Origin of the sequence: Algivirga pacifica (genome assembly GCF_039543525.1) — a bacterium.
In the GTDB taxonomy this organism is placed as follows: Bacteria; Bacteroidota; Bacteroidia; order Cytophagales; family Flammeovirgaceae; genus Algivirga; species Algivirga pacifica.
This window is the reverse complement of record NZ_BAABJX010000005.1, coordinates 17,487-31,480: the sequence shown is the minus strand read 5'-3', so window position 1 is coordinate 31,480 and position 13,994 is coordinate 17,487. Positions and strand designations below refer to the sequence as shown.

Annotated in this window: 8 protein-coding genes; all 8 read right to left on the bottom strand. The window is 41.4% G+C overall.

Annotated features, from left to right (window positions below):
• Positions 1–204 precede the first annotated feature (204 nt).
• Positions 205–1,140, bottom strand: coding sequence for a phosphoribosylaminoimidazolesuccinocarboxamide synthase (locus ABD985_RS01125; protein ID WP_345368574.1), 936 nt, complete (start codon positions 1,138–1,140; stop codon positions 205–207).
• A gap of 246 nt (positions 1,141–1,386) precedes the next feature.
• The gene (locus ABD985_RS01120) at positions 1,387–2,664 is read right to left on the bottom strand and encodes a serine hydrolase domain-containing protein (protein WP_345368573.1); all 1,278 of its coding nucleotides are present in this window, start codon (positions 2,662–2,664) and stop codon (positions 1,387–1,389) included.
• Between the two features lie 177 nt (positions 2,665–2,841).
• Entirely contained in the window at positions 2,842–4,308 is a 1,467-nt protein-coding gene (locus ABD985_RS01115) for a SusD/RagB family nutrient-binding outer membrane lipoprotein (protein WP_345368572.1), read from the bottom strand.
• 21 nt (positions 4,309–4,329) lie between these two features.
• Positions 4,330–7,536 (bottom strand): SusC/RagA family TonB-linked outer membrane protein, encoded by a 3,207-nt coding sequence (locus tag ABD985_RS01110; protein ID WP_345368571.1) that lies wholly within the window; start codon positions 7,534–7,536, stop codon positions 4,330–4,332.
• A gap of 1,279 nt (positions 7,537–8,815) precedes the next feature.
• Entirely contained in the window at positions 8,816–10,564 is a 1,749-nt protein-coding gene (lysS, locus tag ABD985_RS01105; protein ID WP_345368570.1) for a lysine--tRNA ligase, read from the bottom strand.
• A 260-nt stretch (positions 10,565–10,824) separates the two neighbouring features.
• Positions 10,825–12,162: a dihydroorotase gene (locus ABD985_RS01100; protein ID WP_345368569.1), complete on the bottom strand. Its 1,338-nt coding sequence runs from the start codon at positions 12,160–12,162 to the stop codon at positions 10,825–10,827.
• A gap of 452 nt (positions 12,163–12,614) precedes the next feature.
• Complete coding sequence (locus ABD985_RS01095) at positions 12,615–12,893, bottom strand: hypothetical protein (RefSeq protein WP_345368568.1); 279 nt, start codon at positions 12,891–12,893, stop codon at positions 12,615–12,617.
• Between the two features lie 92 nt (positions 12,894–12,985).
• On the bottom strand, positions 12,986–13,930 hold the full coding sequence (gene rsgA / locus ABD985_RS01090) for a ribosome small subunit-dependent GTPase A (protein WP_345368567.1): 945 nt from the start codon (positions 13,928–13,930) through the stop codon (positions 12,986–12,988).
• Between the last annotated feature and the right edge of the window lie 64 nt (positions 13,931–13,994).

The following is a 13,994-nucleotide window of genomic DNA, read 5'->3' as shown; positions in this document are numbered from 1 at the left end:
GTTGAATAAATAGCCATCATACTTTGTTGAATCGTTGAGGCAGCTTACGCTGCTTGTTGAATTGAGCTTCGCTCGTTGATTCGAGTTGAACTGTTGATTGAACTCAATAAACAAATCAACTCGAATCAACGATTCAACTCACCGAAGGTGGAATTCAACGATTCAACAAAGCGAGTTGGTAGTATGACAAATCAATATTCCAACTTAATTAAAATATCCTGCAATAGCACTTTCCATTTCATTCATAATACTATCGTATGAAGCCTTTTGGAATGGTTCTCCCACAATTTGCTCATACAATTCGATATAGCGGTTGGTTACAGAAGTTACAAACTCATCGCTCATCTCCGGTTGCAACTGCCCCTCTTTACCTTGGAACCCGTTTTCTATTAACCATTGTCTAACGAATTCTTTTGACAATTGTTTCTGTGCCTCTCCTTTTTCCTGACGATCCTCATAACCTTCTGCATAGAAGTAACGAGAAGAATCTGGCGTATGTACCTCATCAATCAGGTAAATCGTATCACCTTGCTTTCCGAACTCGTACTTGGTATCTACCAAGATTAGTCCTCTGCCTGCAGCATATTCACTTCCTTTTTGGTACAACGCTCTCGTGTATTCTTCTAGCTGAACATAGTCCGCTTCTGTCACCAAACCTTGTGCCAGGATCTCTTCTCTGGAAATATCCTCATCGTGCCCTTCGTGTGCTTTGGTTGTTGGCGTAATAATAGGTGTTGGAAGCTTATCATTTTCTTTCAGTCCTTCCGGCAACGCCACACCACAAAGGGTACGTCTTCCTGCTTTGTACTCTCTCCATGCGTGTCCTGCCAAGTAGCCACGGATTACCATTTCTACTGGGAAAGCCTCACATCTTCTACCAATGGTTACGTTAGGATGCACTACTTTTTCTACCCAGTTAGGAACAATATCAGAAGTCAAGTCCAAGAACTTGGAAGCAATCTGGTTTAATACTTGTCCTTTATAAGGGATCGCACGCTCCAAAATCACATCAAAAGCAGAGATACGATCTGTTGCTATCATGGCCAACTTATCATCGAAACTGTAAACGTCTCTTACCTTTCCGTGATAAACATTGGTTGCGTTCTCAAAACTAAAACCGGTATTTTTTATAGCCTTCATTTGTGTGTTGAATTAGGGGATGAAATTCGATGCACAAAACTAATATTTTTTTTAATTATCAATTTTTAATTATCAATTTTCAATGATTAATTTTCAATTGGGGATTTTTAACGATCTGTTATTAATAATTATAGGGCGTACTCATATAAGATATAAGTACGCCCTATATAGCCCCTCGCCTAGGGCGAGGTATACATTTATCATTAGGATGAAAACATACTCTAATAAAGCAACCCTAATTGATAATTAATTATTCATTGATAATTCTTCTTCATTAAAAAGCTCGCCCCAAATGGCACGCATCAGTTCCAACTCTACCGTATAGAACCCTAACTCACTCTCCTCTACCATAGAGCTGTTCATAATGATTACCACTCCCTTCTCCGTTTTTGGATCAAAGAACATCACACTATGCAAACCGTAGGCATCTCCTGTATGTCCATACAAACGCGTTCCAGGGATCATATCCTCTGTAATGTGTGTACATAGTCCCACTTCCTTAAACAGCTTGTCACCATCTGTTACAAAGTGTGCACTATCCATCAAGGCAACCGTTTCTGGCTTCAACAGCTGTACCCCATTGTATGTCCCTTTATTAAGGTGCAACTGCATGATTTTAGCCAAATCCTCTGCACTTCCTCTGAAGCTTCCTTGTGGACCAAAGGCTACGCCATTGTCTCCTACCTGATAGGTTTCCAAATCCTTTCTCGGCTCAGGACGCTCTCCTTGATAGTGATCGGTCTGTGGTACCCATACACTGTCAGGACTTAGCTCCTTACGTCTGTAGAGTGTTGAAAGGTCATCGATATTCGCTAGATCTTCCGGATTGAAGCTTCCCTGAATCCCCAATGGAGTCAATAACTCTTCCTTCATATACACGTCAAAACGCTTTCCGGAGAACTTCTCAATTAGATTGCCAATCACCCCAAAACCAAGGTTAGAGTATTCGAAATGTACCCCTGGCTCAAAAGTATTCCATGTACTATCATTGTAGTACTGGTTTCCTTCTGTAAATACCTCTTGTAGTTTCGGTGATTTTTGACGGTAAGTGTCCATCAAGAAGTTGAAATAATAATCGCTATCCGAAAGACCCGAAGAATGCGTCAGGATATGCTTAATAGTAATCTTCTTATCTGGATGATGAGGGTTTCTCAATGGGTACCCAAGGTAAGTACTTACGTCTTCCTCTAGATCAAATTTCCCTTGCTCATAAAGTTTCATCAAGCCTGTCGTCACCACATACTTGGAGATAGAGGCTACTCTGTATTTCGTATTCGCGTCTACGGCTAGTTCACGTTCGTGATCTTTTAGTCCGGCATAACGTTCAAATACTGTTTTTCCTTTCTCCTGAGCGACTACGCTCATGCCCAGGATATCGTATTTCTTTTGGATCTCAGAAAGCTTCTCGTTCAGGCTCATATCCTTGTTAATTTCTGATTTCAGTTCAGATTTTGTATTGGTTCCCGTTGTACAAGCAGACAAAGATGCTGCTGCCAAGGTCGTTGCAATAAGTATTTTCTTCATAATATAATTGATTTTAGTGGAGTCTCCCTTTTAAAGAGCTATGGTGTTATTCTTTGTACTCACAGGGCGATGCCCTGTGCTATTGTGCTATTGGAGCAATCAGTCCATTAGTAAACGCATGAAAAAAGGGATTGACCATGATAGCCAATCCCTTCCAATGTATTTATCAACCTTCAATTATGGAAGTTTCACGTCCCACCATACTCTTGAAGTGAAGTCATCACCTCCTTGAAGTCTTGCTGCTGCAGCCTCTACATTCTCTGCATTAGAAGAATAAGGACCTGAAGAATATGCTCTTCTTGTTGGAATCTGCGAGATAGAAGAAGCCTCAGCTGGTGACAGCATAGGAGCATCCAATCTTCTAAACTCAGACCAAGCTTGAATACCTTGGTTGAACAATGCCAACCACTTTTGCGTACCCAAAACCATCTTCCAGTCAGAAGCATCGTAAGGTACTGTTGCAAGGTATGCATCAGCATCTGCCTTATCTACTCCATTCTCTGAAAGAGAAGCCGATACAGCCTCCTCATAGTATGCCGCAGCAGAACCACTGATATAACCTCTTTGTGCCGCTTCCGCTTTGATAAACAATACCTCAGCACCTGTCATGATAATAGAAGGAGCTGTTTGTCCACCAAATGCTTCAGATACCATAGAGTAATCATCACTGCTCAAGCCTGTGATAAATGTTCTGTCTTTTCCATAAGGGAAACCTGCATAAACTGATGCGTCGTTTACCGTTGGAGCAGCATAAACAGCCAATCTAGGATCGTTCATCATTAGCATTTTGTCTACAATCACATCAGAGATTGCAAAGTTATCAGCACCTGTGTTTACTACATTGTCAATATACAATGGGTTTGCCTCATTGTTAGTTGACAAGTGCTCAAAGCTAATTACATCACCAGCTTCCAATACACCACTGAAAGCAGCATCGTTGATTACAGCTTTAGCTGCTGCCTCGTCTACATCAGAAAGACGCATTGCGATACGTAGTTTCAATGACTTGGCAAACTTTTTCCACATCGTCATATCACCACCCATGATCAAGTCATAGTCTGCAGGGATAGCAACGTTAGGCGTTTCGTTGATCAATGCAATCGCCTCATCAAGATCCGCCTGAAGTCCTGCATAGATCTCCTCCTGCGTATCAAACTTAGGAAGCAAGATTCCCTCGTCACCTTTCAATGCCTCAGAGTAAGGAAGATCACCCCACACGTCTGTTGCATTATGGAAAGCCCATGCTTTCAAGATCATAGCTACAGCTTTCTGGTTCTCGATATCACCATACTTTCTTGCTGCATCCATTGTTCTCTCTGCATCTACGATATTGATGATCTCCTGTGCATCTGCCAAGCCACCTGTATAGATGCTTGAGTACCCTGAAGATCCTGCATCATCATAGTGTGACTTCTCAGGATACTCAATCTGAGATAGTTGCTGCGTATACTGTGCCCCTAGTTGACCTAGTTCACCAAATACGTTATAAACAATATTTGCTTGTGATTGTGCCAACAAACCTGCTGTAGAAACCTCTGAAGCCTTGTTAGGGTTGACGTTCAACTCTTCAAAATGATCACATGAAGAGATAGAAACAGCTGCTGCAAGCGCAGCTGTTCTAATGCTATATTTTAAAAATCTCATTTTCTCTCTGACTTAAGTTTTTTAGAACTTTAGATTTACGTTGAAACCGATCGAACGTGTACTTGGGATAGAACCAGACTCTACACCTTGTGTGTTCGAGATAGACATCACCTGCTCAGGATCATATCCATCTGCATTGTCATACAGCAATGCAAGGTTTCTACCGAATACCGCTACTGAAGCTGAAGGAATACCAATTTTCTTCGTCAATGAAGAAGGAAGTGTATAGCCTAGTTTCATGTCTCTCAATTTCACGTAGCTTGCGTCATCTACAAACTCTTGCGTGAAGTAGTAAGCCTGATCAGCAAAGTATCTCCAAGCCTCGATGTAAGTTTCGTTTGGTTGTCCATCCTCGTTTACACCTTCTACTTTGATACCACCACCGTCAGCTACTGCATCACGGATAGGGTTACCTTTGTCGTTCAAGCCAACAGTACCTGCGGCAAGACCTGACTTATACGCCCATCTGTTGGCAGTAGAGTAGATCAAACCACCTACCTGGAAGTCAATCTGTGCACTTAGTGTAAGTCCTTTGTAAGAAAGTTTTGTTGTTACACCACCATTTGCATCTGGCATAAAGCTACCCATTCTGTAAGGAACATTCTCATATACATAACGACCATTATCACCTACTAGACGCTCACCATTCTCATGGAATACGTGACCTCTTCTCATCGTTACTTGTCCATACTCTTCTCCTACTACCGCATTAGCCCATCCTGAGCTAGAATAGTAAGCCGTTCTGTACTCCTCCAAGTCTCCGAATAGCTTGGTTACTTCAGAAGTTAGAGCCGTATAGTTAAACCCAAGATCCCAACGGAAATCGTCTGTTTGAACAGGTACTATATTTACCAACAATTCGTAACCTTTGTTCACTAGCTCACCAGAGTTTACTGTTTTACTTGTATAACCTGTCGAAGAAGGAAGCGTTACGTTCAAGATCTGATCAGAAGAAGTTCTGTGGAAGTATGTTCCCTCAGCACTTAGTCTACCATTGAAGAAGCTTGTTTCCAAACCTACTTCATATTCAGTCGTTGATTCATTCACTAGCTGAGAACCACTAGGCAATACTGAGTTTGCCGAGAAAGTTTGTAGTGTTCCGAAAGAAGTTGCATCGTAAGTCTTGTATAGTCCGTATGCAGCAGCATCCAAACCTACTTTTGCATAACCTGCTCTCAGCTTACCAAATGAAAGGATATCTTGATCACCTAGTAACTCAGAGAAGATGAATGAAGTACTTACCGCTGGGTAGAAGTAGCTATTATTATCTACTGGAAGTGTTGATGACCAGTCATTTCTGATAGAAGCATCCACAAATACCATGTCCTTATATCCTACGGAAGCTGAACCGAATAGAGAGTTCATCTGCTTTTTGTAAACTGAACTGAATACATTTGCAGGAGACACTGAGTTAGAAATATGATAGAAATCCTCCAAGATCAAACCATCAGCTGTTGAAGCTGAACTCGCACTAGACTCGATGTAAAGGATATTACCACCACCTACAACGTTAAGAGAAACATCTCCAAAACGCTCGTTATAAGTAGCGATCAACTCAAAGTTATTCTCAAAAGAGTTACGTGTAGACTCTCCAGCATAAGCATTAGCAATACCATCTACGTTAGCTGTACCTTTCTGTGTTTTTGTAAGCAGTCCATAGTAGTCTGTACGAGCAGTTGCTTTAATATCCAGTCCTTTTGCAATGTTGTAGCTCAAGCCTGCGTTACCAAAAAATCTGTTCTTACTATCTTTTGCGAAGATATTATTCAAAGTCCAGAATGGGTTATTTGCCCATCTTAGGTATGTTCTACCATCAGTCAAGCTTCTCATATTCCAACCTACTTGCTGTCCCATTGCATCAGAGTACTGAAGTTCTCTTAGCTTATCGACATCCAATTGTCTTTGAGACCACTGTCTAAAACCTGCTACTACGTTATCACCTGATCCAGAGTAACCAAATCTTGTACGACCTGTCGTCTGCTGAGAAACATAGCTACCTGAGAAGAATCCTTTCAAACGATCATTCAGATCTTTTGTTCCTCTGAAAGTAATCGTGTTCTTCTGCATGTTTGAGTTAGGAACAACACCTTTTTGTGTAACGTTAGTCCATCCCAAACGGAAAGTAGACGTTTCATCACCGCCGCTTAATGCAACACTATTCGAAGTTGTTACCCCTGTGTTGAAAAGATCTCTGTAGTTGTTAGGCTGTGGAGAGAATGGTACTGTTTGGTTGTACGTGTCACTCTCTGGCACAAACGAATGCCATGCCAACACTTGCTGCCCATCCATTCTAGGACCCCAGCTCTCATCTGCACCAGCTTCTACTACTGGCGTACCGTCAAACTTCTCCCACTCAGGACCTAAACCTGAAGCAGCATAATCAAATGTAGGGAACTCTAGCTCGTAACCTCCACCGTATTCGTTCTGGAACTCAGGAAGAATATATACGTTATCAAACGTCACCATTGAGTTTACCTCAATACCGATACCTGATTTTTTCTTACCTTTTTTCGTTGTTACCAAGATCACACCGTTAGCAGCTCTTGAACCGTAAAGTGCTGTTGCTGCCGCACCTTTTAGTACAGAAACGCTCTCTACGTCATCAGGGTTGATATCCTGCGCACCGTTACCGAAGTCATATCCATCTGTAGAGTTTGAGATGTTATAGTTGCTGATTGGCGTACCATCAACTACCCAAAGTGGTTGGTTGCTACCTCCCAAAGAAGCATTACCACGAATCACCACACTTGTAGAAGCACCTACGTTACCAGAACCACCTTTGATCTGAACACCTGCTACTTTACCTTGGATAGAGTTACCCAAAGAAAGAGGATCAACAGTGTTCATTGACTCAGAAGATACCTGCTGAACAGAGTAACCTAGTGCTTTTTTGTCACGGCTTACTCCCAAAGCGGTTACAACTACTTCCTCCAATGTCTCTACATCTTCCTGAAGAGTAATTGTAATATTAGAGAGGTTTGCTACCCCAATCACCTGCTGTTGGTATCCCACTAAACGAGCAACGATTTGCTTATCCTCAGGAGCCAAAGTCAGGTTAAATTTACCGTCAATTCCTGTAGTCGTACCCTTCGTCGTATTTGGTACTACCAACACTACACCAGGTAGAGGAGTGCCCGACGCATCCTGCACTATACCTGTGATCGCCTTTTCCTGCGCAAAGGAGAATTGCGCTAGAATCAGCAATGTAAAAAGTAATAATTTACGCATGATTAAGTTTTTGAAGTTTGAAAAAAACATTCACCTATTGTGTAATTCTCTCTATTCAGAGCTATCTACAAACCGATTGAAGTTATACACATAGATGCACGTTAATACATAAGAACAATATGAGGCTTATTGGAAGGTACTTTATCACAGATTTCAGGGAATTGAAAAAATCACCAAAATATTAATTGGGCATTACCCCTCATTAGATGTTAAAATTTTGTCATAAATCGCATTTCAAAACAAAAAACTTAACATTGTCATAATCAAGAGGATGGTCATTTACAACTTATAGAACGTCTCGTTTATCGGTTACATCTTTGTATATGGTATTGCAAACGTTATTGGTTCGTGAACCCTCGCCTGAAGCGCAATACCGTCAACTTAAGGATTTCTATTCACCCGTAGACGATAGGCTAATTAAGGTTGAATAATTAACCGACACAGTAGTTATCTCCACCCTCGCCTAGGGTTAATTAAGGTTGAATAAATAACCGACACAATAGTTATCTCCATCTCCGCCTAGGGTTGAAACCCCAGGCTCTTTTAGAAATACCGCTTTGCGGTTATCAATTCAATCTTTTTGTGAGAGATACGTTAGAATAGATCGCCACGAAGTGGTACTTCTTGAAGAGCCTGGGGCTTTAGCCCTAGGCGGAGTTGGGGGAAGAATTTATGACGATTATTTATTCAAACTTAATAAACCCCAGGCTCTTTTAGAGATACCGCTTTGCGGTTATCAATTCAATCTTTTTGTAAAAGATACGTTAGAATAGATCGCCACGAAGTGGCACTTCTTGAAGAGCCTGGGGCTTTAGCCCTAGGCAGAGTTGGGGGAACAATTTATGACGATTATTTATTCAACGTTAATAAGCCTACCGCTGATATTATTAATCCCATAAATGGGAATGAACGTAGCACCTAATTCCCATTTATGGGATTGAGAATCTTTTAGCGGTGGGTTTTCAACCCATCGTCTACGAGTGAACAGTGCTATTATTTAACTTAAGTTGACGGCATTGCGCCTAAGGCGAGGGCCTACATTATTTATGCAATCGTTTTTTTGTATTACGGCACTTATCACTTATCAAATGATTAGACCTCCTGATAAGGTACCTCTACAAAATGGGCAATAAAAAAAGGGACACCCCAACGGACATCCCTTCTTACACAATGTTAAATCCTGTGATTCTCTACAGGACTCATCTATATTTTGCAACGCAATCTTATAAGTTATCCTCTATTAAACAATAAACGATCACCAATAAGCGGCAAACAAAACCTATAGCTGCTCTGCTTTCTCGATCCACTCTTCAAATGTTTCTCTTGAAGGGTTTTTAATCTCTTTCAGCTTCAGCTTTTTCTTCATTCCAATAAAATCATTCATGAATTTCCCTGCCTGCTTCTCTTTCAAGTCTTCTACTTGATAGCATCCTAGCTTGTGCATTACAGGTACTAATCCTTCCTCAACGCCAATGGCAGCCCACTGCTCTGTCGAAGAGGCTGTCGGCCATTTCTCTGGCTTCATCTGAGGGAAGAACAATACTTCCTGAATCGATGGATTGTTCGTTAGCATCATCACCAAACGGTCGATACCAATACCCAAACCACCTGTTGGAGGCATACCATACTCCAATGATCTTAGGAAATCCTGATCGATATACATCGCCTCATCATCTCCACGCTCCATCAATGCCAGCTGATCCTCGAAACGCTGACGCTGGTCGATCGGGTCGTTCAACTCTGAGTAAGAGTTGGCCAACTCCTTACCGTTTACGATCAACTCGAAACGCTCTGTCAATGAAGAGTCCTCTCTATGACGCTTTGTCAATGGTGACATCTCTACTGGATAGTCTGTGATGAAGGTTGGTTGGATACAGTGCTCCTCCCCTTTCTCACCAAACATTTCGTCAATCAGTTTACCTTTACCCATGGACTCGTCTACCTCGATGCCCATCTCTTTACAAGCGGCACGCAACTCCTCTTCCGACTTTCCATTGATATCGAATCCAGTGTGCTCCAAGATAGCATCACGCATCGTCAAACGCTTGAACGGCGCTTTGAAGCTAATCACCTTATCACCTACCTGTACGTCTGTTGTTCCCAATACCTCTAGTGCGATACGCTCCAATAGGTTCTCGGTGAACTCCATCATCCAGATATAATCCTTATACGCCACGTAGATCTCCATTGCCGTAAACTCTGGGTTGTGCGTACGGTCCATTCCTTCGTTACGGAAGTTCTTAGAGAACTCGTATACGCCATCAAACCCACCTACGATCAATCTTTTTAGGTATAGTTCATTGGCAATACGCAAGTACAATGGCATGTCCAATGAGTTGTGGTGCGTGATAAACGGACGGGCTGCTGCTCCACCTGGGATAGGTTGCAATACCGGCGTTTCTACTTCCAGGTATCCATGCTCATTGAAGATGTTACGCATGGTGTTCATGATTTTCGTACGCTTCAGGAATACTTCCTTTACGCCTTCGTTCACGACCATGTCTACGTAACGCTGTCTATATCTTAGTTCAGGATCAGAGAATGCATCATACGTTTTTACATTTCCGTCCTCATCTGTTTGTGTCTTTACTACGGGTAGTGGTTTCAACGACTTAGAAAGTACCGTCAATCCAGTTACGTTCACACTCGTCTCCCCTACTTGTGTTTTAAACACATTTCCTGTAATACCAATAAAGTCTCCAAAGTCCAATAACTTCTTGAATACAGTATTGTACATCGTCTTGTCTTCACCAGGGCAAAGCTCATCACGGTTGATGTAAATCTGTACTCTACCAGTACTGTCCTGAAGCTCTGCAAAAGCTGCCTTACCCATCAGACGAACACTCATCAGACGGCCCGCCATAGATACCTTCTGGTATTTCTCCTCATCCTTATCGAAGTTCTCCATCACTTCCTTGGCATAGGCGTTTACCTCATATTCTGCCGCCGGATAAGGATCAATGCCAAGATCCATTAACTGCTGTCTTTTCTCTCTTCGGAGAATTTCCTGTTCGCTAAGTATTTGCATTTTATACGGTATTAGTAATATTTTTCCAATAATTGCGCAAGATAGGAAATTAAAGGTAATAGATAATAAGTAATAGGTAAAAAGTATAGGGGTTGTTGAATCGTTGAATTTCAGCAGCAAGCTGCTGAGTTGAATTGAGCTTCGCTCGTTGATTCGAGTTGATGTGTTGATTGAATACTACTAAATATTTCAATAAACAATTCAACTCGAATCAACGAGCGAAGCTCAATTCAACGATTCAACGGTTCAACAAACAGTATCTATCTTTCGAAAGTTAGTCTCTTTCCTTTCACTGACTCATCAAACTTACCATCTTCATAAGCAATATGTCCGGAAACAATAGTATGTGTCACTGTTGCTGGGAAGGTATGTCCTTCAAATGGGGACCATCCACACTTATATAGCAAGTTCTCCTTGGTAACTGTTTGTGGTTTTTCCATATCCACCAGCACCAAATCAGCCCAGTAGCCTTCTCTTACATAACCTCTCTTCTCGATTTCGAAAAGGATTGCCGGGTTGTGCGACATTTTCTCTACAATTTTCTCCAGACTAATCTTCCCTTGCTTGTAGAAATCCAGCATCACCTGTAAACTGTGCTGTGCCAATGGTCCTCCGGATGGTGCCTTGGTATAGACATTATCTTTTTCCTCCAGGGTATGAGGTGCGTGGTCCGTTGCAATCACATCGATACGATCATCAATTACGGCTTGCAGGATGGCCTCTCCATCGGATTTTTCTTTTACTGCTGGGTTCCATTTGATATGTGTTCCTTTGGTATCATAGTCTTCTTTTCCGAACCACATATGATGCACACATGCCTCGGCAGTGATACGCTTTTCTTTCAAAGGAATGCTATTATCGAACAAGTCCAACTCTTCCTTAGTAGAAATATGCAGGATATGCAGACGGGCATTATGCTTCTTTGCTAATTCCACTGCTTTGGAAGAAGAGGCATAACAAGCTTCTCTACTACGAATTTCAGGATGGTATTTTACCGGGATATCATCTCCATATTGCTCCTTATATTTTTCAAGGTTCTCAGCAATCATATTATCATCCTCACAGTGTGTTGCGATCAGCATATCCACTTGAGAGAAAATTCCTTCCAAGGTAGCCTTATCGTCTACCAACATATTACCCGTAGAAGATCCCATAAAGATCTTTACACCACAAACTTTCTTAGGATCAACCTTTTTTACTTCGTCAATATTCTCGTTAGTCGTACCCATAAAGAAAGAGTAGTTCGCCAACGATACATCAGATGCTCTCTTGTACTTTTCCTCTAGCTTATCATACGTTACCGCAGGAGGGTTGGTATTGGGCATTTCCATATAAGAAGTGATCCCACCGGCTACTGCTGCTTTTGCTTCTGTATAAATTTCACCTTTATGTGTTAGTCCTGGCTCACGGAAGTGTACCTGATCATCAATGACACCTGGCAAAAGGTATTTCCCCTCTGCCTCAATGATACGGTCAACGCCTTCTTCGGAAATCCCTGCCGCTACCTGATAGATAAACCCATCGCGGATTAAAACGTCAGTTTTTGTGATTTTGTCCTCGTTGACAAGATTCGCATTCTTAATTAGTATTGATAACATAATGACAAAGTAATACTTAAGATAAATGCAAAGCGACATTCGCCTTGCCGTTTAAATGTGTTTATTGCTATACGAGAACAAAAGTACAAAAAAAGAGGCTGTCTCATAACTCAGTGATTAAAGGAAATTCATTCAAGGGTATAAATAATCAAGGGGCCTAACCTCTTTAATCAAGTTTGAATAATCCCATCATACTACTAAACAGCTCTGTTGAATCGTTGAATTAAGCTTCGCTCGTTGAATCGTTGATTCGAGTTGAATTGTTAGTTGAAATATTCAATCAACGGTTCAACTCGAATCAACGAGCAAAGCTCAATTCAACTCACCGGAGGTGAAATTCAACGATTCAACAGAGCTATTTAGCAGTATAGCGGAGATTTACTCAGCCTTCATTAAAGAGGTTAGGCCCCTTGATTCCTTTGAAAATAATTGTACGAGATCGTTAATCTCTATTAAGCACCAATCAATGCATGCCTGAACTTATCCCACAAACCAGACTCATGACGTTTGTGTTCTGAGAGTACTTTCATCAATGCTTTGCCTACAGACTCCTCTCCACAGATCCATTGATACTCTCTATTAGTGATTTGTTTATAGGTCCTCAACTTCCCCTTATGTTTTCCTCGCTTATACTTGACGCCTAGTTCTTCGGTCATATAATCATAGACCAGAAATTCCACTAATGATGATTGAGGAAGATCCAACTTTTCTTTTATAACGTGTTGTTTCATAAGACAAAATATCAAATAAACCAGAAAAAACGATTTCTATTCCCAACACCTTCTGACCCTATAAACTACATTATAAACATAACGGGAAACCCTTATCGTCTATTATCATCATCTTCCAAAATACTGAGGTAGCTGATGTAACGTGACTCTGCAATTTCCTCTGTTTCCAGGCGATTTCTGACCTCACAATTGGGTTCGTGGGTATGTGTACAATTGTGGAACTTGCAGTACTCCATGGCTTCCCGAATTTCAGGGAAGTAATGTCCTAGCTCATTTTCCTCCACATTCATTATACCCAGCTCCTTAATACCCGGTGTGTCAATCAAAAAAGTACCATGATCATCCACGGCAAACATTTCCGCAAAAGTAGTCGTATGCTTGCCTTTATTGGCATAAGTCGATACTTCCGCTGTACGTTGTTCTACGTGAGGCAAGAGCGCATTGATCAAGGTAGATTTTCCTACTCCGGAGTGTCCGGCAATCAAGGATTTCTTACCATCCAATAACTGCTCTACGGCTTGCAGATTTTCTTCAGTTAATGCTGAAATACTTAAACAGCGATAGCCTAAAGATTCATACAGCTCCATCAACTCCTCCTGAAAAGCAATTCCCTCTTCGGTCAAAAGGTCTGTTTTATTAAATAAGATTACAGCAGGAATCCTAAACGACTCGGCAGAAACCAAAAAACGATCAATAAACCCTAAAGAGGTTCTTGGAAAACCCAAAGTAGCCACCATAATTGCCTGATCCACATTGGCGGCAATAATATGCCCATGCCATTTTTTATGTGTTGATCGACGCAATATATAGTTCTCTCTTGGAAGAATATCCTTGATCACTACGGTCTCTTCCTCTACCTCTTCCTGCTCATAAAGCACATAATCTCCTACGGCAATCGGGTTGGTAACTTTAAGGCCTTTCACCTTAAATTTCCCTCTTAGTCGGCCACGAAAAACTTCCCTGCTTTCCTCATTGAGGACCTCGTACCAAGATCCCGTGGACTTTATGATCAAGCCTTTTAATTGCTGATTCCCCATAAGCTTATTTAATAGAATAATTCATTATCTCCATAATCATGGAATAACAATGAATATCCTTATT

Bases quoted from the DNA above. Each gene is read 5' to 3' on its own strand.
- ABD985_RS01125 (WP_345368574.1), bottom strand. From the start codon at position 1,140: ATGAAGGCTATAAAAAATACCGGTTTTAGTTTTGAGAACGCAACCAAT.
- ABD985_RS01120 (WP_345368573.1), bottom strand. From the start codon at position 2,664: ATGAAGAAAATACTTATTGCAACGACCTTGGCAGCAGCATCTTTGTCT.
- ABD985_RS01115 (WP_345368572.1), bottom strand. From the start codon at position 4,308: ATGAGATTTTTAAAATATAGCATTAGAACAGCTGCGCTTGCAGCAGCT.
- ABD985_RS01110 (WP_345368571.1), bottom strand. From the start codon at position 7,536: ATGCGTAAATTATTACTTTTTACATTGCTGATTCTAGCGCAATTCTCC.
- lysS (WP_345368570.1), bottom strand. From the start codon at position 10,564: ATGCAAATACTTAGCGAACAGGAAATTCTCCGAAGAGAGAAAAGACAG.
- ABD985_RS01100 (WP_345368569.1), bottom strand. From the start codon at position 12,162: ATGTTATCAATACTAATTAAGAATGCGAATCTTGTCAACGAGGACAAA.
- ABD985_RS01095 (WP_345368568.1), bottom strand. From the start codon at position 12,893: ATGAAACAACACGTTATAAAAGAAAAGTTGGATCTTCCTCAATCATCA.
- rsgA (WP_345368567.1), bottom strand. From the start codon at position 13,930: ATGGGGAATCAGCAATTAAAAGGCTTGATCATAAAGTCCACGGGATCT.